This window comes from Streptomyces sp. NPDC047000 (genome assembly GCF_040644295.1).
Classification (GTDB): Bacteria; Actinomycetota; Actinomycetes; order Streptomycetales; family Streptomycetaceae; genus Streptomyces.
The window spans coordinates 432,183-454,339 of record NZ_JBEYWE010000003.1; the positions used below are offsets into that span (position 1 = coordinate 432,183).

The following is a 22,157-nucleotide window of genomic DNA, read 5'->3' on the forward strand; positions in this document are numbered from 1 at the left end:
ACGCGTGTTCCTCCTCCCGCGCGTACCTCCCCTCCCGTGTCGGCCGCAGCGTCGCGGCCCTCCCCGCGTCCTTTCTCCACGGAGCGACTCATGCTGCACGCCTCCCTGACCGTCGACCCCGCCTTCCGCGTCGCCGACGTCAGCCCCCGCACCTTCGGCTCGTTCGTCGAGCACATGGGCCGGTGCGTGTACACCGGCATCTACGAACCCGGCCATCCGAGCGCCGACGAGGACGGCCTGCGCGGTGACGTGCTCGACCTGGTCCGCGAACTCGGTGTGACCACCGTCCGCTACCCCGGCGGCAACTTCGTCTCCGGCTTCCGCTGGGAGGACAGCGTCGGCCCGGTGGCCGACCGGCCCGCACGCCTCGACCTCGCCTGGCACAGCACGGAGACCAACGCCTTCGGCCTGCACGAGTTCACCTCCTGGGCCGCCAAGGCCGGCGTCGAGCCGATGATGGCCCTCAACCTCGGCACCCGCGGTGTGCAGGAGGCACTGGACCTGCTGGAGTACTGCAACCACCCCGGCGGGACCGCCCGGTCCGAACAGCGGATCAAGAACGGCGCCCGGGACCCCTTCGGCATCCGGATGTGGTGCCTGGGCAACGAGCTGGACGGCCCCTGGCAGACCGGCCACAAGACCGCCGCGGAGTACGGCCGCCTCGCCGCCGAGACCGCCCGCGCCATGCGCATGATCGACCCCGGCCTGGAACTGGTGGCCTGCGGCAGCTCCAGTTCCTCGATGCCGACCTTCGGTGCCTGGGAGGCCACCGTCCTGGAGGAGGCCTACGACGAGGTCGACTACATCTCCTGCCACGCCTACTACGAGGAACTCGACGGAGACCTCGGCAGTTTCCTCGCCTCGCCGGTCGACATGGACCGGTTCGTGGAGTCGGTGGTCGCCACCGCCGACCACGTCCGGGCCAAGCAGCGCAAGAAGAAGCGGATCAACATCTCCTTCGACGAGTGGAACGTCTGGTACCTGTCCCGCTTCGAGGCACAGGACAAGCCCGCCGACTGGGCGGTCGCCCCGCGCGTCATCGAGGACGAGTACAGCGTCGCCGACGCCGTCGTCGTCGGCGGGCTGCTGATCAGCCTGCTGCGCAACAGCGACCGCGTCACCGCCGCCTGCCTCGCCCAGCTCGTCAACGTCATCGCCCCCATCCGCAGCGAGCCCGGCGGCCCCAGCTGGCGCCAGACCACCTTCCACCCCTTCGCCCAGGCCGCCCGGCACGCCCGCGGCACCGTCCTGCGGGTGGAGCCGGTGGCACCGGTGTACGACACCGCGAGGTTCGGCGAGGTCTCCGTCGTCGACGCGGTCGCCACCCATCTGGCCGGGGACGGGGGCGCCGACGAACTCACCGTCCTCGCCGTCAACCGGCACCGGTCCGAGACCGTCGAACTCGCCCTCGACCTGCGGGCCTTCCCCGGCTACGTGCCGGTGGAACACTCGGTGCTCAGCGACCCGGACCTCCGCGCCACGAACACCGAGCAGCATCCCGACCGGGTCCGCCCGCGCGCCGCCGGCACCGGTGACGTCACCGGCGGCCGTCTCGCCGTACACCTCCCGCCCGTCTCCTGGAACGTCGTCCGGCTGCGCCGCGCCACCGGCTGATCGGGTACCGGCTGATCGCGTACCGACCGGTCGGCCACCGCTGGTCGGGGTGCCGTGCTACGCTGTGAGTGTTGCAGTTGTGGTACCCATGAACCCATGTGCGCCTGACGGGAATGTTTCTCCTTCAGGCGCATTGTTTTTTTCCGGAATCTCCGGATGGGGCCTCTGCCTACAGAAGGAGAAGGTCATGGCACAGACTCAGGGAACCGTGAAGTGGTTCAACGCCGAAAAGGGTTTCGGCTTCATCCAGCAGGACGGCGGCGGCCCCGACGTCTTCGCCCACTACTCGAACATCGCCACCCAGGGCTTCCGTGAGCTCCAGGAGGGCCAGCGGGTCTCCTTCGACGTCACGCAGGGCCAGAAGGGCCCGCAGGCGGAGAACATCGTCCCCGCCTGATCGCCGGACGCGTATCCGCTCACCGGGGTCCGCACCGTCATGGTGCGGACCCCGGTTTGTGCTGTTCCCAGGAAAGGCAGACCACGGCATGTCCCGCAGACCCCAGAAATCCAACCGGCGCGCCTCGTCACCGCCGCCGTCCGTGTCGGCGTCGCGGGAATTCCGGCTGCCGGAGAGCACGACACCCGCGCTTCCCGCCGTCGAGCACTTCGCCGATCTGGACATGCCGGCGGGGCTCCTGAAGACCCTCACCGCTCAGGGTGTGACCACGCCTTTCCCCATCCAGGCCGCCACCCTGCCGAACTCGCTCGCCGGCCGTGACCTGCTGGGACGGGGCCGCACCGGTTCCGGCAAGACCCTCGCGTTCGGGCTGGCGCTCCTGGCCCGCACGGCCGGTCTGCGCGCGGAGCCCAGGGCGCCCCTCGCCCTCGTACTGGTGCCCACCCGCGAACTCGCCCAGCAGGTCACCGACGCGCTGACCCCCTACGCGACGGCCGTGAACCTGCGCCTTGCCACCGTGGTCGGCGGGCTCTCCCTCACCAAGCAGGCGGCTGTGCTCCGGCGCGGCGCCGAGGTGGTCGTGGCCAGTCCCGGCCGGCTCAACGACCTCGTGGAACGCGGGGACTGCGTACTCGGCGACGTACGCATCACGGTGCTGGACGAGGCCGACCAGATGACCGACATGGGCTTCATGCCGCAGATCACCAAGCTGATCCGGCAGGTACGGCCCGACGGACAGCACCTGCTCTTCTCGGCCACCCTGGACCGCAACATCGACCAGCTGGTGCAGCGGTTCCTGACCGACCCCGTGGTGCACTCCGTGGACCCCTCCGCGGGCGCGGTGGCCACCATGGAACACCATGTGCTGCACGTCCAGGACGAGACCGACAAGAAGGCCGTCACCACGCGCATCGCCGCCCGTGACGGCCGGGTCCTCCTCTTCCTCGACACCAAGCGGTCCGCGGACCGGCTCGCCAAGCGGCTCCTGGCCGTCGGCGTGCGCGCGGCGGCACTGCACGGGGGCCGCAGCCAGCCGCAGCGCAACCGCACCCTGGAACAGTTCAAGAACGGCCAGGTCACCGCCCTGGTGGCGACGAACGTCGCGGCCCGTGGCATACACATCGACGATCTCGACCTCGTCGTCAACGTCGATCCCCCCGCCGACCACAAGGACTACCTCCACCGGGGCGGCCGCACGGCCCGCGCCGGCGGCTCCGGCAGCGTGGTCACCCTGGTGCTGCCCGAACAGAAGCGGGACGTCACCCGGCTCATGTCGGACGCCGGTGTCCGCCCCCGGACCGCACGCGTCACGTCGGACGACGTGGAACTCACCACCATCACCGGCGCCCGCGAGCCGTCCGGCGAGGCCGTCACCATCGAGATCCCGCAGCAGGCGACGCCGACGGCGCCGTCCCGCCAGGGCCGGAGGACCACCGCCGCCCAGCCCGGCGGCGACCGGTCGCGCCGCCGCCGCAACGGCGGCGGCGCGGGGGCCACGACGGATGCGGCTCTCGGAGCCGGGCGCCGGGGCTCGGAACGGCGGACCGCGGCCGGGGCCGGGGCGGCAGCGGCGGGGGACACGTCGGCGACCGGCCGACGCGGTTCCGGCCGCCGGTCCGCGCCCGGCACCGGCACCGGCGCGGGCAGTGGCTCCGGTTCCGGCACCGGCATCGGCACCGGCACCGGCAAGGCTGTCCGTGGATCCGGGCGGCGGGCGGCGGGCGACCGCTCCGACGGGGCCGCGGGCGGTGGCACCGCGCGGAGCGCCGGGACCGGCGGCGGTACCGGTGGACGTGGGTCCGATCGCCGGGGTGGCCGCCGTGGCCGTCCCGCATCCGGCTGATCCGCCTCCTCGGCTTGTCCCTCTACCGAGACGCGAGAGCAGGCGTGTCCGAGACGCTGGTCACGACCACCTTCGTGACCACGCCCGCGCCGGCGCTGCGCTCCTGTCGGGCCTGCTCCCGGCGCGCGTACACCCGCCGTAGGGCCGTCACCGTCGGGTCGGTGACGATCGGGGCCGCCGCGACGGCCGCCGGACTCGCCGGAGTGCCCGACGCCGCTGCGGCCGGCGCGACGCCGGCGTGCTACGGAGCGCTCGTCCTCCTGCTGGGCGAGACCGCCGTCCGGCTGCAGCTGAGGCCCTGTCTCAGGAGACAGCGGGAAGTCACGGTGACCATGACGGACACGGAGTACCGCGCCCAGGGGCCTGACCGGGCGACCTCCCGGGCGTGGACGGCGTTCCGGAGCGTCTCACGCGTCGACGGCTTCTGGGTCCTGCGGACGTCTCCGCGATCGGCCATGGCCCTTCCGACCGCGGCCCTGGACGAACGGCAGACCGCGGCCTTCCTCGAACTGCTCGGCCGGAAGGGCTTGTACACGGCTCCGTCCGCCTGATCCGGGCGGCGGGCGGCCGGAGCGGGCTGATCCGTACCGGGTGGGCGGGCCCCGGACGCTCCGGTGCCGGAGATACGTGCGGCGTGGGGAAAACCGCTGTAAAAACGGCGCAAAGTGAATCGGTATCAGTTTTCATGGCGCCCGGGAAGCAACATCGTGGTGAACGAAGGGCGCCGGGCGATCAGTGCACGGACACGCGCCCCGGTCGGTCGGATGGAGTGAGGGGCGTTGACGGAGCCGAGGATCGCGGTGGCCGTGGTCACCATGGGGAACCGGCCCGCGGAGCTGGACGCGCTGCTGGAGTCCGTGGCCAAGCAGGATCTCGCCCCCGCGCGGATCGTCGTCGTCGGCAACGGCTGCCGGTTGGGCGGCCTCACCGAACGGCTGCACCTGCCCGGTGAGGTCACCACCGTCGACGTCGAGGAGAACCTCGGCTGTCCCGGCGGACGCAACGTCGCGCTGCGGCGCCTGCGGGAGTTCGGCGACATCGACGTCGTCGTCGACCTGGACGACGACGGGCTGCTCGTCGACGCCGATGTGCTGCGCCGGCTGCGGGACCTGTACGCCGCCGATCCGCGGCTCGGCATCGTCGGGTTCCGGATCGCCGACGAGGAGGGGCACACCCAGCAGCGGCACGTCCCGCGGATCGGCAACTCCGATCCGCTGCGCGGCGGTTACGTCACCGGGTTCCTCGGGGGCGGGCACGCGCTGCGGATGGAGATGCTCGCGCAGACCGGGGACTGGCCCGCCGAGTTCTTCTTCGCGCACGAGGAGACCGACCTGGCCTGGCGTGCGGCCGACGCCGGCTGGAAGATCCTCTACGCACCCGAGCTGCTCCTGCGGCACCCCCGTACCTCGCCCGCCCGGCACGCCATCTACCACCGGGTCACCGCCCGCAACCGGGTCTGGCTGGTCCGGCGGCGGCTCCCGCTGCCGCTGATCCCGGTGCACCTCGGGGTGTGGGCCCTCCTCACCCTCGTACGGACCAGGTCGGCCGCGGGGCTGCGGGCGTGGTGGGGCGGGTTCCTGGAAGGCGTGCGCCAGCCGGCCGGGGAGCGGCGGCCGATGCGCTGGTCCACGGTGTGGCGCCTCACCCGGCTGGGACGGCCGCCCGTCGTCTGACGCGGCTCCGCCAGCCGCTGTACGGACGTGACGCCCACCGCTGCACGGACGTGACGCCCACCGCTGTACGGAGGTGACGTCCCCTCACTTCGCGTCGGCGTAGCACTCCACCACCGCCGTGGTGAACGGGAACCGCACCGGCGTGGCCCCGAACGTCAGCCGGCCGGCCAGCTCCGCCGCCTCCCGGATCGCCGCCACCACCGTCTCGGCCTCCTCCTCGGGACAGTGCACGATCACCTCGTCGTGCTGGAAGAAGACCAGCTCCGCCGCCAGCGGCACACAGGCCCGGCGCAGCGCGGCGAGCAGCAGCAGGGCCCAGTCGGCGGCGCTGCCCTGGACGACGAAGTTGCGGGCGAAACGGCCCCGGGCGCGGGCGTCGGACGAGGCGTGGCCCGGCAGCCAGCCGCCACCGGGGCCGCCGGAGCCGCCCGCCCCGTCGGGGTCACCGGTGGCGTCGTCTCCACCCGGGCCACCGGGAGCCTGGGGGATGCCCGCCTCCTCCGCCGCGTCCTCGGCCGTGCCCGCGCCGGCCGCCGGAGGGCAGGTCCGGCCGAGCCAGGTGCGTACCAGCCGGCCCTCCTCCCCGGCCCGGGCCGCATCGTCGACGTAGGCCACGGCGGCCGGGAAGCGGCGTCTGAGCGCGGCGAGGTTCTTGAGGCCGTCCCCGGACGTCTGGCCGTAGACGGCGCCGAGCACGGCGATCTTCGCCTGCGCCCGGTCGCCGGAGAAGGCGTGGTCGGACACCGACTGGTACAGGTCGGTCTCCCGTCCGGCCACCTCCATCAGGCCGGGGTCGCGGGAGATCGCCGCGAGGACGCGCGGCTCCATCTGGTCGGCGTCGGCCACGACGAGCCGCCAGCCGGGGTCGGCGACGACGGCGCGCCGGATGACCTTGGGTATCTGCAACGCGCCCCCGCCGTTGGTGACCCAGCGTCCGGTGACCGTGCCGCCCGCGAGGAACTCGGGGCGGAACCGTCCGTCGCGCACCCAGTCCTGCAGCCAGGTCCAGCCGTGGGCGACCCAGATGCGGTACAGCTTCTTGTACTCGATCAGGGGTTTCACGGCCGGGTGGTCGACGGACGCCAGCTCCCAGCGGCGTGTCGAACGCACCTTGATCCCGGCCTGGGCGAAGGCCTTGATCACATCGGCCGGCAGGTCGGGTCTGACCCGCCGGCCGAAGGCCGCGGACACCTCGTCCGCGAGTTCGGCGAGGCGGCGGGGCTCGCCGCCGCCCGCGTACCGCTCGCCGAGCAGCTCGCGCAGCACCTCGCGGTGCACGGGGGCGCTCCAGGGCAGCCCCGCGCGGTTCATCTCGGCGGCCACCAGCATCCCCGCCGACTCGGCCGCGGTGAGCAGCCGCATGCGGCCCGGGTGGGCGGTCGCCTCGTGGCGGCGCTGCTGGTCGGCGTAGACCGCGAGGAGGTCCTCGAGCGGCAGACGGACACTGTCCCGCGGTTCGAACAGCGGTGACTGCGCGCCGGGTTCGGCGGCGCGCTGCGGCGGGTCGGGCGGTTCGGCGCCGCCGCGCAGTCTGGCCAGGGCGGCGGCCGCGGAGTGCGGTCTGCCGTGGCGGCCCTCGTGGCCGAGCAGCAGGGTCTCGGCGTCCTCGATGTCGTAGCACCGCTCGACGCGCACCTCCGCGTCCAGCAGACGCGGATAGACCTCGGCGGTGGAGCGCCACACCCACCGTGTCACCTCGGGCCGGTCCCGGACGGCCGTGACGAGGTCCCGCTCCCGCCGCACCGGTCCGGCGGGCAGCCCGTCCGGGCCGAGGGGGGCGAGGTCCGCGCCACCGTCCTCGGCCGGAGCGAGCGCCCAGCGGTCGGCCATGCCGGACAGTGTCGCAGCCCCCACTGACAACACCCCGGCCCCCGTCCTCGGAAGCCGTTCCGGCCCGCGGCTTCAGTCGCCCGGGGTGTCTCCGGCCGCCGCCTCGTCCCCGGCTGCCGGCCGGGCGTCCTGCTCACGCTGTTCGAGGAGGAGGGCGAGCACCTGGGCGACGTACTGCTCGGTCCTCTCCTTGCCGATGCCGAGACCGCTGAGGACGCCGCTGCCGTTCTCGTGCTCCAGCAGGGCGAGCAGCATGTGTTCGGTGCCGATGTAGTTGTGGCCGAGCCGCAGCGCCTCACGGAAGGTCAGTTCCAGGACCTTCTTGGCGTCCGGGCCGTACGGCACCAGCTCGGGGGCGTTCTCGGCGGCGGGCGGCAGGGCGGCCGTCGCGGCCTCGGCGACCTGCCGGAGGGTGACGCCCTGGGCGATGACCGCCTGGGCGGCGAGGCCGTCGGGGTCGGCGAGGAGACCGAGCACCAGGTGTGCGGGCAGGCCCTCGGTGTGGTGCGCCGTCTTCGCCCTGTCGTGCGCGGCCATGACCGCCTGCCGGGCGCGCGGGGTGAACCGGCTGAAGTCCTGCGGGTCGAGTTCCGACTCCTTCGGCACGAAGCGCTTCTGGGCGGCCTGCCGGGTGACGCCCATGCTCCTGCCGATGTCGGTCCAGGACGCGCCCGAGCGGCGGGCCTGGTCGACGAAGTGTCCGATCAGGTGGTCGGCCACGTCGTCCAGGTGGTCGGCGGCGATCACCGCGTCCTGGAGCTGGTCGAGGGGTTCGGTGTGAACCTTCTTGATCGCCGCGATGAGGTCGTCGAGGCGGACGGAGGGGGTGGGAGAGGGGTTGGTGGTCATGTGTCAACCGTAGGTTGACACCCGGATGCTGTCAACCTCTGGTTGACAGTCGGATGCCGGGTGCCCCGTGTCAGGATCGACGGGTGAGTACGCCGCCCAGCACCGTGGACCGCGCCTTCCGGGCCGCCCTCTACGACGACACCGACCCCGGCCTCGACACCGGCGCCTCGTTCCTCGCCGCCGACCCCGGCGCGGACACCGAACTGGAGCGGCGCGGCCGGGAGTTCGTCGCGGCGGCCTGGCGGCGCGGCTGGCAGCCCGCCGACGTCGTACGGCTCGTACGGCGCGACCTGGACGACCCCCACGTACGCCACGCCGCCGCGCTGATCCGCGCGCAGGCACCGGACGACGGCCCACGCGGGCCACGCTGGACGGCGCAGCTGGAGGAACTGGCCGCCGTACCCGCGCCGCCCCGCACCGACCGCTTCTCGCACGCCACCGCCGTCCTGGAGCTCTACCGCCTGCTGCTGCGCCTGCCCGCGCTGGACCCCCTGGAGTCACGGGACCGGCCCGCCTCCGGGCGGCCCGGGACGGCGGGGCCCGGGCGGCATCCGCACCCGCAGCCGGCCTCCCGGATGCTCACCCGCATCCGCGCACTGCTCGCCAAGGCCGAGGCGACCGGGTTCCCCGAGGAGGCGGAGGCGCTCAGCGCCAAGGCGCAGGAGCTGATGGCGCGGCACAGCATCGACGAGGCCCTGCTCGCCGCCGGCACCCCCGGCAAGGACGTGCCCGGAGCCTGCCGGATCGGGGTCGAACCGCCGTACGAGCAGGCCAAGGCGGTGCTGCTGGACGCGGTGGCCGGGGCCAACCACTGCCGCGCCGTGTGGCACGAGGCGTACTGCTTCTCCACGGTCGTCGGTTTCGAGGCGGACCTGGAGGCGGTGGAACTGCTCCACACCTCCCTCCTGGTCCAGGCCACGACCGCGATGACCAGGGCGGAGGCGGCACAGCGGGCGGGCGGAAGGAAGCGGACGAAGACCTTCCGGCAGTCCTTCCTGGCCGCCTACGCCCACCGCATCGGCGACCGGCTCACGGCCGCGGCGGCGACAGCGACGGCGGAGGCTCCCGGCTCGGCGGATCTGCTGCCCGTCCTGGCGAGCCGCGAGGCCGCCGTCGCCCAGCGGCTGGACCAGCTGTTCCCGAAGACGGTCACCACCCGCCTGCGCGGCGTCACGGACGAGGCGGGCTGGACGGAGGGCGCGGCGGCGGCGACCCGCGCCCGTCTGCCGGGCCGGCCGCTGCCCCCGTGACGACCGGCACCCCCGGGGCGGATCGGCGGCAGACGTGCGGAGGCGGACCGGCGGCAGACGTGCGGAGCCACCGCTCGTGTCCGAACACCCGGACCAGCCGCCACGGCAGGCGGCGTCCGCCCGCGCAGGAGCGGCGTCCGGGGCGTGCTCTCCGGGGTCCCCCTGCTCGAAGGGCTCCGGGGAGTGCCGGGCGTCGCGACGGGGCGGACGTCGTCTTCCGGTCACCGCACCGGCTAGTCACCCGCCTGCGTGAACGCGCTCACCGTGGCGTCCGGGGTGGTGGCGGAGCCCTTTTCGGCGACCGGGCCGTAGGTCCAGGCGTAGGACTGCGAGTCCGTGCTGCCCGGCAGGGAGATCTTCATGGTCTTCGCCGCGAGGCTGGTGGCCGCGCCCGCGTCGCCGCGCACGTAGGAGATCGTGAAGGTGGCCGCGTCGCCCTTGGCGAGCGTCAGCTTCTGCGCCTTCGCACCCGGCAGCGCGGGCACCGCGGCCGACCCGGAGGCCGCGATCAGCTTGATGCCCGCGAAGCCGTCCAGGGTGCACTTGGCGCTCTTGTTGGTGATCGAGACGGTGACCTCGCCCGTGTCACCGGCCGCGGGCGCGGCGCTCGCCGGGCCGACCTGCAGACCGATCCGGTCGAACGAGCAGGCGGAGGAGCCGCTGCTGCTCTTGCCCCCGCCGCTGTCGCAGCCGGTGAGCAGGAGGGCGGCGGTGAGGGCGGTGACGGTGAGCGTGATGGCGCGCATGAACAGGTCCCCTGGTCGGGTCGTGAGGGCCGTGACGGCCGTGCGGGCCGTGACGGTGTACCGGTGCACCCGCATCATCACGCCTCGGCGGGGGTGCCGGTCGCCCGGCCCCCACCAACGGGTGACGATCCGGCCGGATTCCGGCCTGGCCGGGGCTGCCTGGCCGGGCTGTCTGGCGCCCTCCGCCTGTCAGGAGGAGCCGAGGCCCGCCGTGGGGAGCCCGGTCGGCAGGGAGCCGCCCTCCGCCTTGGTGTACGTCTCCTTGCCCAGCGCGCCCGACCAGGTCACCGTCATCGTGCTCTTGCCGAGCGAGTCGACCATGCCGGTCGTCCGCTGCTTGTCGCCGTCGGTGCAGACGAGGTGGATCATCTGCATGCCCGACTCCTCGCCCGCGGTGCCGCTGCACACCGTTCCGCCGGTCGCGAACAGTCCGGCCTTGGTGCCGGTGACCACCAGCGCCACCGCCTTGCCGCCGGTCGTGGCGAGCCAGCTGCCCTGCAGACCGGACGCCTTCGACGCCGAACCACCCGAGCCGGCCGAGCCGCTCGGACTGCTCGAACCGCCCGTGCCGCCGCCGGAGGAGGCCGCCGCCGAGGACGACCGGGTGCTCGGCGCCGCCGAGGAGGTGTCCCCGCCGCCGCCACCGCACGCGGTCAGCGCGAGCGCGCCCGTCACTCCCGCCACCACGGCCGCGAGCCGTACCGCCGGACGGTTCCTGGTCACCGAAGTCACTGGAGACTCCCAAGCTCTAGCCGGCCGGCCCGGTCGGCCGGAGGGACAGCGGCAAGCTACCAGCACCCCCGCGGGCCCCTTTGAACGGCTCTCGAACCAATACCCGGAACCCGGGAACAGGAATGCCGTGGCGGGCGTCTCTTCCTTTACCGGGGGACAGCCGACAAGGGTCATGTCCATGCCTATGTCCATGTCCCGCAGGGGCATGCCCTGCGGGCTTCGGGGCAGACGCCGGAACAGTTCGAGGAGCCGGCCCTCTGCGGTACCGGCGGCAGTCATGTCCCTCCCGTAAGGCGATCGCCGCCGCCCTCGGTAAGCCCTTGGTAAAGCGCGCGTCAAAGCTGTAACCGGAGAAGCACTCCGCGTGCACGTGCATATGCTCACGCATCTGCACGTGAACAGAGCTATGATCCGGGTCAGTTGACCATTGCATCAATGGCCTCACCAGCCAGTGCATCACCGGGGAGCGACCTGTGGACCACGACGTGTACGACGTGTTGTACGACGTTGCCGACGCGTCCGGCGTGCCCGGCGTGTCCGGCCTGGCCGGTGTGTCCGGCCTGCACCCTTACAACGGTATGGCGGCCGCGGAGCTGGACGGGGTGGCCTGGCAGAAGAGCCGGCACAGCAACTCCCAGGGCTCCTGCGTGGAGTTCGCACGCCTGCCCGGCGGGGACGTCGCGGTGCGCAACTCGCGCTTCCCCGACGGCCCCGCGCTCGTCTACACGCGCGCCGAGATCGAGGCGATGCTGCTCGGCATCAAGGACGGCGAGTTCGACCATCTGATCGCCGGCTGACCCTGCCCGTGGCCGACGTGACCCTGTTCACCGGCCGCCGCTGTTGGCCCGCTGCCGCGACGCGCGTAGAACCGTGACGTCCCGAAGCGCGTCGCGGTCCGTCCGTCATCTGACGGCAGGCAGCCGGAACAGTGCCCAGACGACCTTGCCGCCGAGCGCGCCTGTCATCGGGTGCCAGCCCCAGCTGTCGCTGAAGGAGTCGACCAGGAACAGCCCGCGCCCCGACTCGGCCGCGCAGTCCTCCGGTTCTCCCGCGACCGGGCTCTCCTGGCTGGGGTCCCGCACCGCGCACACCAGCCGCTCCGTCCACTGCATCAGGTGCAGCCGTACGGCGGGGGACTGGTCGGGCAGCCGGGGCGAGCCGGACGGCAGGGCGTGCCGCAGGGCGTTGGTGACGAGTTCCGAGACGACCAGGCAGATGTCGTCGAAGCGTTCGTCCGTGTGCCACTGCTGGAGGGTGCCGCGCGTGAACGCGCGGGCCTCGCGCACCGCTTCGTAACGGGCGGGCAGGGCGCAGGAGGCGGCGTTCGACACGGCCGCGGGATCCAGCGGAGGAAGGCCCTGCCTTAACGGCTCGAGCATGGTCGATCCATTCGTCCCCATGCGAGGCACTCCCGGGAATTCGCGGTCGTTGCGATGCAGCGGTTGCGCGAGACCATGGTTTCCGAAGCGAACAGCAGATGCAAGGGCAGATGCACGTGCAGCTGACCGAATTGGACCCTGACGTACCGCTTGTTGGCCATTTTTTCCGCCAACTTCCCTCGTACTTCTTGCTCCCTGCTCACCTCGTCGCGTGCGAAACGTCCGGAGCGTGCTCGTTTCCGTAACCGGACGAGTACAGCTCGAAGTGTTTTAGTGGCAGACTGCGGCCCCTGAGAACCGTTGGGGAGGCTGGCGAACGTGAGCGCGGGAGAGCCCGGATCGGTGGTGCGGCGCATGCTGCTCGGCTCGCAACTCAGGAGACTGCGAGAGGCACGGGGGATCACGCGTGAGGCGGCGGGTTACTCGATCCGCGCCTCGGAATCGAAGATCAGCCGGATGGAACTGGGCCGGGTGAGCTTCAAGACCAGAGACGTGGAAGACCTGCTGACGCTCTACGGCATCTCGGACGAGACGGAGCGTACCTCGCTGCTCTCCCTCGCCCGGGAGGCCAATGTGGCGGGATGGTGGCACAGCTATTCGGACGTTCTCCCGAGCTGGTTCCCCACCTACGTGGGTCTCGAGGGTGCCGCGTCGCTGATCCGTGCCTACGAGGTGCAGTTCGTGCACGGCCTGCTCCAGACCGAGGCGTACGCGCAGGCCGTCGTGCGGCGTGGGATGCAGGGCGCGAGCGAGGCCGACGTCGACCGGCGTGTCGCGCTCCGCCTCGAGCGGCAGAAGTACCTCGTGGCCGAGAACGCCCCCGAACTCCACGTCGTCCTCGACGAGGCCGCCCTGCGCCGTCCCTACGGCGACCGCGAGGTGATGCGGGGCCAGCTCCAGCACCTCATCGAGATCTCCGAACGCCCCAACGTACGGCTGCAGATCATGCCGTTCGGCTTCGGCGGACACTCCGGGGAGAGCGGCGCCTTCACGATCCTCAGCTTCCCCGAGTCCGACCTCTCGGACGTCGTCTACCTGGAGCAGCTCACCAGCGCCCTCTATCTGGACAAGCGCGAGGACGTCGCCCAGTACGAGAAGGCGCTCGGTGAGCTCCAGAAGGACAGCCCCGGACCGTCCGAGAGCCGCGACCTGCTGCGCGGGCTGCTGCAACTGTCGTAGGGACTGCCCCCGGTTTTTCCTGTGGATCGTGTCCGGTTGGCCGAAGTGCGCCCTCAACTCCGTGGACACGCAAGTACGATGACGTGCGATCAGCCCATAAAAATGATCAGGCGAAAACTGATCAGCAGATGATCGCATGTAGGTGATCGGCTGTCCGTCGCGGCTGCTCCGACCGCCTCTGCAGCAGGGGATTGAGGGATCACATGTCGTCGTCCTACTTCACCGACCTGGCTCAGCAGTACATCGACGGTCAATGGCGCCAGGGCTCCGGCTCCTGGGACATCATCGACTTCAACCCGTTCGACGGCGAGAAGCTGGCCTCGATCGCCATAGCCACCGTCGAAGAGGTGGACGCCGCCTACCAGGCGGCCGCCCGTGCCCAGAAGCAGTGGGCCGCGACCAATGCCTACGCCCGCCGTGCCGTGTTCGAGAAGGCGCTGCGCCTGGTCGAGGAGCGCGAGCAGGAGATCACCGAGGTGATCATCGCCGAGCTCGGCGGCACCCGGCTGAAGGCCGCGTTCGAACTGCACCTCGCCAAGGAGTTCCTGCGCGAGTCGGTCCACCTGGCGCTGCGCCCCGAGGGCAAGATCCTGCCGTCGCCCGTCGACGGCAAGGAGAACCGTCTCTACCGCGAGCCCGTCGGGGTCGTCGGAGTGATCAGCCCGTTCAACTTCCCCTTCCTGCTGTCGATCAAGTCGGTCGCCCCGGCCCTGGCGCTCGGCAACGGCGTGGTCCTCAAGCCGCACCAGAACACCCCGATCGTCGGCGGCTCCCTGGTCGCGAAGATCTTCGAGGACGCGGGCCTGCCCGGCGGCCTGCTCAATGTCGTCATCACGGACATCGCCGAGATCGGTGACTCCTTCCTGGAGCACCCCCTTCCCAAGGTCATCTCCTTCACCGGCTCCGACAAGGTCGGCCGTCACGTCGCCACCGTCTGCGCCTCGCACTTCAAGCGCACGGTGCTGGAACTCGGCGGCAACAGCGCGATCGTGGTCCTCGACGACGCCGACATCGACTACGCCGTCGACGCCGCCGTCTTCAGCCGCTACGTCCACCAGGGCCAGGTCTGCATGGCCGCCAACCGGGTCCTGGTCGACCGCTCCGTCGCCGACGAGTTCACCGGGAAGTTCGTCGCCAAGGTGAAGACGCTCAAGGTCGGTGACCCGCGCGACCCGCAGACGATCATCGGCCCGGTGATCAACTCCCAGCAGGCGGACTCCCTCTCGGCCGTCGTCGAACAGGCCCTCGCCGAGGGCGCCACCGCCCTGGTGCGCGGCACGACCACCGAGAACCTGGTCGAGCCGTCCGTCCTCACCGGCGTGCCCGCCGACTCGGCCCTCCTGCACCAGGAGGTCTTCGGCCCGGTCGCCTTCCTCATCCCCTTCGATGGCGAGGAGGAGGCCGTACGCATCGTCAACGACACCCCGTACGGGCTGAGCGGAGCCGTCCACACCGGTGACGTCGAGCGCGGCGTGGCCTTCGCCCGCCGGATCGACACCGGGATGTTCCACGTCAACGACGGCACCGTCCACGACGAGCCCCTGGTGCCCTTCGGCGGCGAGAAGAGCTCCGGCGTGGGCCGCCTCAACGGCGAGACCACCCTGGACGCCTTCACCACCCTGAAGTGGGTCTCCGTCCAGCACGGCCGCAGCGGCTTCCCGTTCTAGGCGGCTTCCCGTTCCGGGGGTCTTTCGTTCCAGGGATCTTTCGTTCCGGGTCTTCGGTCCGTTCGGTTCCTCCCCTCGGTTTCTCCCTTCTTTTCAGCCGCTTGCCCGGGCCCATGAGGACAGGATCTGACCTCATGGGCCCGTAGCGTCGTCGGTGTCAGCCAGAGGGAACCGCTCCGGGAATCCCTCCGCGAACCCTCCGGGTGTCTCCCGGACGGTTCCGGACTCCGCCGGTTCCGCCGGTTCTCCCCGGACCCCTCTGCCGAACCGAAGAAAGGCGACGGTCATGGTCACTCACGTTCACGCCGAGGCTCCGGGCGACGAGCGCGGCGCGCTGCTCTCCTACCTCGCGGCGGAACGCGGCGGTATCCGGCGGGCCGTGCTCGGGCTCACCGACGAGCAGGCGTCGTCCCGGTCCACCGTCAGCGAGCTGTGTCTCGCCGGGCTGGTCAAGCACACCGCCGAGGTCGAGCAGAGCTGGACCGCCCGTGCCAGGGGCGAGCAGCCGGCCGTGCGGCGCGACGAGTCGAACTGGTCGGAGTCCTTCCGGCTCGTCGGGGACGAGACGGTCGAGTCCCTGCTCGCCGGCTGGGACAAGATCGCCGCCGAGACGGAGGCCTTCATCACCTCCGCGCCCAGCCTCGACGACACCTTCGAACTCCCCGAGGCGCCCTGGTTCCCGCGCGAGCACGTCTCGCTGCGCTGGATGATGCTGAACCTGATCCGCGAGACGGCCAGGCACGCGGGTCACGCCGACATCATCCGGGAGTCCGTGGACGGGAAGACCGCCTTCGAGCTTGTGGCCCTGGAACAGGCGGAGTAGTCCGGAGGCGGTCCCGGCCGGCCGGGACCAGCCGGGAGGCCGGGACGGCCGATCTTGTCGGTGCCGCCGGTACAGCGGGTGCCTACCGGTACGGCTGTGCGGCCGGTACAGCCGGATCCGGCCAGTCACAGGGCCCAACGGCCGCCGGAGCGGCCGGGTTCCCGCAACCCGTGCCGCTCCCTCGACCGGGTGACACACCCCCGTACAGGTGACGCCACCGCACGGCCGGCACCCGTGAACGGCGTAAGCCGTGTGCGGCGGAGGCCGTCAGTGGTGGAGGGCGTGCGAGGCGGAGGCCGTCAGTGGTGGAAGCCCGTCGCGGCCTCCTTGTCCCGGACCATCGGATGCGGCTGGCGGCGCAGGTCCGGCAGCAGCCGCTGCAGATCCTCCGCGAGCAGTTCCGCGAGGTCCGCCGTGAAACCGTTGCGGCACACGATCCGCAGCACGGACAGGTCCTCGCGGTTGGCCGGGAAGGTGTACGCGGGCACCAGCCAGCCGTTCTCCCGCAGCCGCCGCGAGACGTCGAACACGTCGTACGCCGTCACCTCGGGCGTGGTGGTGAAGGCGAAGACCGGCAGCTCGTCGCCCCGGGTCAGCAGCCGGAAGTCACCCATCGCGTCGATCCGCTCGGCGAGTGAGCGTGCCACGTCACGCGTGGACTGCTGTACCGCACGGAAGCCCTCCCGCCCCAGCCGCAGGAACGTGTAGTACTGCGCGACCACCTGGGCGCCGGGGCGGGAGAAGTTGAGGGCGAAGGTCGGCATGTCGCCGCCCAGGTAGTTGACGCGGAACACGAGCTCCTCGGGCAGCGCCTCCTTGTCCCGCCACAGGGCCCAGCCCACTCCCGGGTACACCAGGCCGTACTTGTGGCCCGAGGTGTTGATCGAGGCGACGCGAGGGAGCCGGAAGTCCCACACCAGGTCCTCGTCCAGGAACGGTGCGATCATCCCGCCGGACGCCGCGTCCACATGCACCGGGATGTCGAGCCCGGTCCGGTCCCGCAGGTCGTCCAGGGCCGTGCACAGGTCGGTGATCGGCTCGTAGGAGCCGTCGAAGGTCGAGCCGAGGATGCCGACCACGCCGATGGTGTTCTCGTCGCACAGTTCCGCCGCGGCCTGCGGATCGAGATGGAAGCGGTCGCCCTCCATGGGCACCGTGCGGGCTTCCACCTCCCAGAAGGCGCAGAACTTCTCCCAGCAGACCTGCACGTTGACGCCCATCACCAGGTTGGGCCGCGCCCCGGGATAGCGGTCGCCGTTGCGCTTCGCCCACCGGCGCTTGAGCGCCATCCCGGCGAGCATGCACGCCTCGCTCGACCCGGTCGTGGAACAGCCCACCGCCGTCGACGGGTCCGGGGCGTTCCACAGGTCGGCGAGCATCGCCACACAGCGCCGCTCCAGTTCGGCGGTGCGCGGGTACTCGTCCTTGTCGATCATGTTCTTGTCACGGCACTCCGCCATCAGGACCGCGGCCTGCGGCTCCATCCACGTGGTCACGAAGGTGGCCAGGTTCAGCCGGGAGTTGCCGTCCAGCATCAGTTCGTCGTGCACCAGCTGTGCCGCGGTGTTCGGAGGCAGGGGCGCGTCCGGGAGCCGGTGCGTGGGCGGTGCCTCGGTCATGCCGCTGACCGGGTTCGCCTCTCCGAAGAACGGGTTGTACGACATATGGTGCTTCTGGTGCTTACCAGGACCCTTGTGGAGGGGCATCGAGGTTTCTCCTGACTGTGTCTTTGTTCCGGTCCTTCGGGTTCCCAGGCTTCCCCGGGTTCAGCGAACCGCGCTCCCGTCCTCCCGTACCTGCATCTGGGGCCGTCCCGTCACCAGCAGCCAGGCGGGCAGCGAGGCGATGCACAGGAGGGCGAGGATCATCGGCGAGGCGACCAGGACCGCCGCCGTGAACAGGCTGAGCCACGCCTGCCGGGTGATCGCGAGGAGCATGCCCAGCACACCCGCCGCCACCCCCACCGCCGGGTGCACCGCGGAGACCAGCGCGTGCGCGCACAGCCCGAGGGCACCGCCGGCGAAGACGGCGGGAAAGATCCGGCCCCCGCGGAAGCCGCAGGTTCCGGCGACCACCAGCGCGATCAGTTTCACCACCGTCATCGTCGCGTACTGCCCAGCCGACCACCCCTCGGGATCGTGCGCCAGCTCAGCCAGTTCCTGTGCGCCCTTGAACAGCGTCAGACGGCCGCCCAGCACACCCAGCAGACCGAGGAGCAGACCGCCGAGCGTGAGCGCCGCCATCGGATGGCCGAGGCGTGCGAACACGCCGTGCACGCGGGGGAACGCGTACACCGCGGCCATGCCCAGCACCGCCGACACCGACGCGACCACCAGGACCGTGAGCACGTCGGTCCAGCCGGGGCGGCCGAACGGGGGAAGATCCAGATCGAAGGACGGATCGGAGACCATGGTGACGGTCAGGGCGCCCGTGGTGGCGGCGATCAGCGGCGCGAACACGTTGTCCCACAGCAGTCCCTTCACCTGCCGTCCCGCCAGCGCCTCCGAGACGACGAGCGCCGCCCCCACCGGCGTGCCGAACAGCGCGCCGATCGTCGCCGCCTCCGCCAGCACCACCCACAGGGCGTCCGGCGCCCGTGCGGCCAGCCGTCGGCCCAGCCAGACGGTCAGCCCGACGTTGACGGCGATGATCGGGTTCTCGGGGCCGAGGCTCACCCCGCCGGCCAGCACCAGGACGCCCGCGAGCGCCACGCTCGGCAGCACCGAGGGCTGCTGCGGTGCCGCCTCCAGACCGGTGGTCGCGGGGTCGGGACCCGCGTGGCCCGGCACCAGCCACACCACCAGACCCACCAGGACACCGGTCGCGGTCAGGACGGTGACCATCCACCCGGCGGAGTAACGGCCGACACCCAGGGCGTCCGGCAGGGTCCGCCACAGGACACCCTGGAGCCGGTCCGCCACGCCGCTCACCAGGATGAACACCAGGCTCGACGCGACACCGACGATCAGCGCGGGAGGGATCAGCGGCAGCAGGACGCGCGCCGGGGTCGCCGGGGCGGTGGGTGACGGCTGCGCGGGGTCCGTGGGCACGAGAACACGATAAGTGGCGAAACGGGTGCAATGCGTTAAATGCCCCATACGGCTCACAGCTTCGTGCCTGACGACGCACAGTGCATGCTGGAGACATCGGTGGAACCTGGGGCGGACACAAAGCGTTGATAGCGTTGTGCGGCCGTACCAGGAGCCGCACCACCCATCCGTCAGGAGTCCGGAACGTCATGACGCTTGCCCTCGGACCGAACTGGCTGGACCCCAACTATCTGCTCAACACGTACAGCATCTGGGGTCTGCTGCTCATCGTCTTCGCGGAATCGGGCCTGCTCATCGGCTTCTTCCTGCCGGGTGACTCGCTGCTGTTCACCTGCGGTCTGCTGATCACCTCCGGTGACCTGGACTTCCCGCTGGCGGGTGCGATCGCGCTGATCTGTCTGGCCGCCGTCCTCGGCGACCAGGCGGGCTACATGTTCGGCAAGAAGGTCGGCCCCTCGCTCTTCAACCGCCCCGACTCCCGCCTGTTCAAGCAGGAGAACATCACCAAGGCGCACGACTTCTTCGAGAAGTACGGCCCCAAGTCGCTGATCCTGGCGCGCTTCGTGCCCGTCGTGCGGACGTTCACGCCGATCATCGCCGGTGTCAGCGGTATGCGTTACCGCTCGTTCCTGGTGTTCAACGTCATAGGCGGCACCCTGTGGGGCGCCGGTGTGACGCTGCTCGGCTCCTGGCTGGGCAACATCGCCCTCGTCAAGAACAACATCGAGGCGATCCTCATCCTGATCGTCCTGGTGTCGGTGGTCCCGATCGGCATCGAGTTCCTGCGGGCCCGCTCCAAGAGCAGGGCCGAGGCCGGGACCGCCGAGGAGCCCGCCGGGCTCGCGCCGGAGCCGGAGCCGCAGTTCCAGGCTTTCCAGCGCCAGCAGCACTCCCAGCCCCAGCCCCAGCAGGGGTACCAGCAGCCGGTCATGGACGACGCGACGACCCGGCTGCGCCCCATCGCCGCGTCCGAGCCGGAGCCCCAGCCCCAGCCTCAGTACGGCGGCTACGGCCGGCAGCAGGGCGGCTACGACCAGGGCTACGGGCGGCAGGGTTACGACCAGGGCTACGGCGACCAGAACTACGCCGACCAGAACTACGCCGACCAGGGCTACGCCGACCAGAACTACGGTGAGCAGCCCTACAGCGGCAGCCCGCAGCCCTACGGCGCCCAGCAGTATCCGCAGCAGCAGTACCCCCAGCAGGCCCAGTCGCAGCAGGGCTACCCCCAGCAGCAGGGACGGCCCTACGGCGCCCCCTCCGCCCCGCAGGACCCGCGGGACCCTCGGCAGGGCGGCCAGGGCGGCAGCCAGTACCCGTACGACCAGGGGTACTGAGCCGGCCCAGGGTACGCGCCGGGGACCCGCACCTTGCCCCCGGCTCCCCGCCGCCCCGGTGGCTCAGAACCCGCGTGTCCGCTTCGCGGCCAGACGCCCCGCGGCCAGTCGTCCCGCCGCCTCCGCGACGGGCACCCGCAGGAACAGCCGGGAGATCTCCGACCCGAGGTTGACGCCGATCGCGATGGCCATGGCGAGCGCCGCGGCCTTCGACAGCGACACCAGCCCCTTGTCGATCTCGTTCTGCGCCATCGCCAGCAGCCCGAAGTAGGTCGCGGAACCGGGCAGCAGCGGCCCGATCGCGGCCGTCGTGTACGGCAGCGCGGAGGCGAACCGGTAACGCGCCAGCAGCTGCCCGAACAGCCCCACGAGCCCCGCCGCGACGGCCGTGGAGGCCACCGGGGAGAAACCGCCCGGGTAGTGCATCGCACCGTAGACCGACCACGCGACGCCCCCGTTGAGGGTCACCGCGAGGACGGTGGACCGTTCCTGCTGGAGCAGCACCGCGAAGGTCAGCGACAGCAGCATCGACGCGCCGATCTGCCACACCGGCCGCCCCGCCGTGCTCTGCGCCGCGTCCGGGTTGAGCGGGGCGCCCAGTTTCACCCCGAAGTACAGGACCACCAGGACGCCCACGACGATCCCCACGATGAGGTACATGACCTCCAGCAGGCGCGCGGACGCGGTGATGTAGAAGCCGGTCAGGCCGTCCTGCACGCCCGCCACCAGGGCCCGCCCGGGCAGCAGTGCGAACAGTCCGCCGGTGATGACGGCGGACGCGTTCACGTGGACACCGGCGAGGGTGAGGGCGACGGCGATCGCCGCGGGAGGCATCGCGGCGACCATGAACTGGTAGAACTCCGGCAGCCCGCGTCCCGCGCACAGCCACGCCAGCCGGTCCCCGAGCATCGCGCCGAGCACCGCCGCGACGAACACCAGCAGATCGCCGCCGACCAGCACGGCCGCCGCCCCGGCGAGCAGCCCCGCCGCCGAGGTCAGTACCCAGCTGGGATACGGGTGCCGGTTGCGGCGCATCTCGGCGAGCCGCCGGTACGCCTCCTCCAGCGAGATCGCCGTGCCGGGGTCGCTCAGATCGGCCACCAGCCGGTAGACCGCCGCGAGCCGGGTGTAGTCGGTGGCGCGGCGGCGCACCGTGCGGGACGCCGTCACGGGGGAGTCGACCAGGGACGGCTGGTGGGAGACCGTCAGCAGGGTGAAGGTGACGATGGGCTCGCTGCGGTCGAGGCCGTAGGAGCGGCACACCGACAGCATCGCCGCTTCCACGTCCTCGGCCCCCTCACCGCCCGCCAGGAGCAGCTCGCCGATGCGGAGGGTCAGGTCGAGGACGCGCGGGACGGCCGGACCGTCCTCCTCCGGTTTCTGCGCGGGCTCCGGCGCGGGCCGCTCCGACACCGGCATGCGCAGCATGGTGCGCATCCGGTCCTGCCAGGGCGCGTCCTTGGTGAGGCTGACCAGCGGGATGCCGATCGCGGGTGTGAACGCGGGCGGGGGCTGCCGGGCGCGGTGGGCGCCGGGCGGGCTGAAGGCCGATCTTCCGGTGCCGCCGGCCTGCGGCTGCGGTACGTCCAGGCCCTCCGGCACGGTGAACTCGGAGGTCGTCTCCGAGTCGCCGCCGCCGGGCGGGGGCACGAGTCCGGCCGGTAGGACGAACTCCGACGCGATCCCGGGGCCGTACGCGCTTCGCGCCTCGTCCGACCGAGGCTTGCGGTCCTCCGCCTCCGTCACTCCTGCAACGCTCCCTGCTCACGCTTCCGTACGCCCCAGTAT

General features: G+C 71.6%; 19 protein-coding genes. 11 read left to right on the forward strand and 8 right to left on the reverse strand.

What is annotated here, in order from left to right:
• Nucleotides 1-90 precede the first annotated feature (90 nt).
• The 5 genes from ABZ862_RS08395 (at nt 91) to ABZ862_RS08415 (ending at nt 5,527) form a co-directional block, all read left to right on the forward strand.
• A complete protein-coding gene (locus ABZ862_RS08395; protein WP_360954279.1) occupies nt 91-1,614 on the forward strand; it encodes an alpha-N-arabinofuranosidase in 1,524 nt (507 codons plus the stop codon).
• A 187-nt stretch (nt 1,615-1,801) separates the two neighbouring features.
• Nucleotides 1,802-2,011 carry a cold-shock protein gene (locus ABZ862_RS08400; RefSeq protein ID WP_360954282.1) on the forward strand — a complete coding sequence of 70 codons (210 nt, stop codon included), beginning with the start codon at nt 1,802-1,804 and terminating at the stop codon, nt 2,009-2,011.
• Between the two features lie 88 nt (nt 2,012-2,099).
• Complete coding sequence (locus tag ABZ862_RS08405; RefSeq protein ID WP_360954285.1) at nt 2,100-3,854, forward strand: DEAD/DEAH box helicase; 1,755 nt, start codon at nt 2,100-2,102, stop codon at nt 3,852-3,854.
• A 44-nt stretch (nt 3,855-3,898) separates the two neighbouring features.
• Nucleotides 3,899-4,405 carry a hypothetical protein gene (locus ABZ862_RS08410; RefSeq protein WP_360954288.1) on the forward strand — a complete coding sequence of 169 codons (507 nt, stop codon included), beginning with the start codon at nt 3,899-3,901 and terminating at the stop codon, nt 4,403-4,405.
• A 228-nt stretch (nt 4,406-4,633) separates the two neighbouring features.
• On the forward strand, nt 4,634-5,527 hold the full coding sequence (locus ABZ862_RS08415; protein ID WP_360954291.1) for a glycosyltransferase: 894 nt from the start codon (nt 4,634-4,636) through the stop codon (nt 5,525-5,527).
• Between the two features lie 84 nt (nt 5,528-5,611).
• Here ABZ862_RS08415 and ABZ862_RS08420 read toward each other — a convergent pair whose 3' ends face one another.
• Both ABZ862_RS08420 and ABZ862_RS08425 read right to left on the reverse strand, forming a co-directional pair.
• Nucleotides 5,612-7,357: a bifunctional 3'-5' exonuclease/DNA polymerase gene (locus tag ABZ862_RS08420; RefSeq protein ID WP_360954294.1), complete on the reverse strand. Its 1,746-nt coding sequence runs from the start codon at nt 7,355-7,357 to the stop codon at nt 5,612-5,614.
• 72 nt (nt 7,358-7,429) lie between these two features.
• Nucleotides 7,430-8,206 carry a Clp protease N-terminal domain-containing protein gene (locus ABZ862_RS08425; RefSeq protein WP_360954297.1) on the reverse strand — a complete coding sequence of 259 codons (777 nt, stop codon included), beginning with the start codon at nt 8,204-8,206 and terminating at the stop codon, nt 7,430-7,432.
• A 53-nt stretch (nt 8,207-8,259) separates the two neighbouring features.
• Between ABZ862_RS08425 and ABZ862_RS08430 the strand changes: the two genes are divergently transcribed.
• Nucleotides 8,260-9,456 (forward strand): DUF2786 domain-containing protein, encoded by a 1,197-nt coding sequence (locus ABZ862_RS08430; RefSeq protein WP_360954300.1) that lies wholly within the window; start codon nt 8,260-8,262, stop codon nt 9,454-9,456.
• 233 nt (nt 9,457-9,689) lie between these two features.
• On the opposite strand, the gene ABZ862_RS08435 is transcribed toward ABZ862_RS08430, so the two are convergent.
• On the reverse strand, nt 9,690-10,202 hold the full coding sequence (locus ABZ862_RS08435; RefSeq protein ID WP_360954302.1) for a DUF4232 domain-containing protein: 513 nt from the start codon (nt 10,200-10,202) through the stop codon (nt 9,690-9,692).
• Nucleotides 10,203-10,391: 189 nt separating this feature from the next.
• On the reverse strand, nt 10,392-10,925 hold the full coding sequence (locus ABZ862_RS08440) for a hypothetical protein (protein WP_360954305.1): 534 nt from the start codon (nt 10,923-10,925) through the stop codon (nt 10,392-10,394).
• 587 nt (nt 10,926-11,512) lie between these two features.
• On the opposite strand from ABZ862_RS08440, the gene ABZ862_RS08445 reads away from it, so the two are divergent.
• Nucleotides 11,513-11,731, forward strand: coding sequence for a DUF397 domain-containing protein (locus ABZ862_RS08445; protein ID WP_360954539.1), 219 nt, complete (start codon nt 11,513-11,515; stop codon nt 11,729-11,731).
• Between the two features lie 105 nt (nt 11,732-11,836).
• Here the strand turns inward: ABZ862_RS08445 and ABZ862_RS08450 are convergent, their stop codons facing one another.
• Nucleotides 11,837-12,313 (reverse strand): ATP-binding protein, encoded by a 477-nt coding sequence (locus tag ABZ862_RS08450; protein ID WP_360954308.1) that lies wholly within the window; start codon nt 12,311-12,313, stop codon nt 11,837-11,839.
• A 354-nt stretch (nt 12,314-12,667) separates the two neighbouring features.
• On the opposite strand from ABZ862_RS08450, the gene ABZ862_RS08455 reads away from it, so the two are divergent.
• The 3 genes from ABZ862_RS08455 (at nt 12,668) to ABZ862_RS08465 (ending at nt 15,982) form a co-directional block, all read left to right on the forward strand.
• Nucleotides 12,668-13,492, forward strand: a complete 825-nt coding sequence (locus ABZ862_RS08455) for a helix-turn-helix transcriptional regulator (protein ID WP_360954542.1) — start codon at nt 12,668-12,670, stop codon at nt 13,490-13,492.
• 203 nt (nt 13,493-13,695) lie between these two features.
• Nucleotides 13,696-15,159, forward strand: coding sequence for an aldehyde dehydrogenase family protein (locus tag ABZ862_RS08460; RefSeq protein WP_360954311.1), 1,464 nt, complete (start codon nt 13,696-13,698; stop codon nt 15,157-15,159).
• A 286-nt stretch (nt 15,160-15,445) separates the two neighbouring features.
• Entirely contained in the window at nt 15,446-15,982 is a 537-nt protein-coding gene (locus ABZ862_RS08465) for a DinB family protein (RefSeq protein WP_360954314.1), read from the forward strand.
• A 299-nt stretch (nt 15,983-16,281) separates the two neighbouring features.
• Here the strand turns inward: ABZ862_RS08465 and ABZ862_RS08470 are convergent, their stop codons facing one another.
• Both ABZ862_RS08470 and ABZ862_RS08475 read right to left on the reverse strand, forming a co-directional pair.
• Nucleotides 16,282-17,688 (reverse strand): glutamate decarboxylase, encoded by a 1,407-nt coding sequence (locus ABZ862_RS08470; protein WP_360954317.1) that lies wholly within the window; start codon nt 17,686-17,688, stop codon nt 16,282-16,284.
• A 60-nt stretch (nt 17,689-17,748) separates the two neighbouring features.
• A complete protein-coding gene (locus ABZ862_RS08475; protein WP_360954320.1) occupies nt 17,749-19,032 on the reverse strand; it encodes an ion channel protein in 1,284 nt (427 codons plus the stop codon).
• A gap of 188 nt (nt 19,033-19,220) precedes the next feature.
• Here ABZ862_RS08475 and ABZ862_RS08480 point away from each other — a divergent pair, with 188 nt between their 5' ends.
• The gene (locus ABZ862_RS08480; RefSeq protein WP_360954323.1) at nt 19,221-20,369 is read left to right on the forward strand and encodes a VTT domain-containing protein; all 1,149 of its coding nucleotides are present in this window, start codon (nt 19,221-19,223) and stop codon (nt 20,367-20,369) included.
• 63 nt (nt 20,370-20,432) lie between these two features.
• Here ABZ862_RS08480 and ABZ862_RS08485 read toward each other — a convergent pair whose 3' ends face one another.
• The gene (locus ABZ862_RS08485) at nt 20,433-22,115 is read right to left on the reverse strand and encodes a threonine/serine exporter family protein (RefSeq protein WP_360954326.1); all 1,683 of its coding nucleotides are present in this window, start codon (nt 22,113-22,115) and stop codon (nt 20,433-20,435) included.
• Nucleotides 22,116-22,157 lie beyond the last annotated feature (42 nt).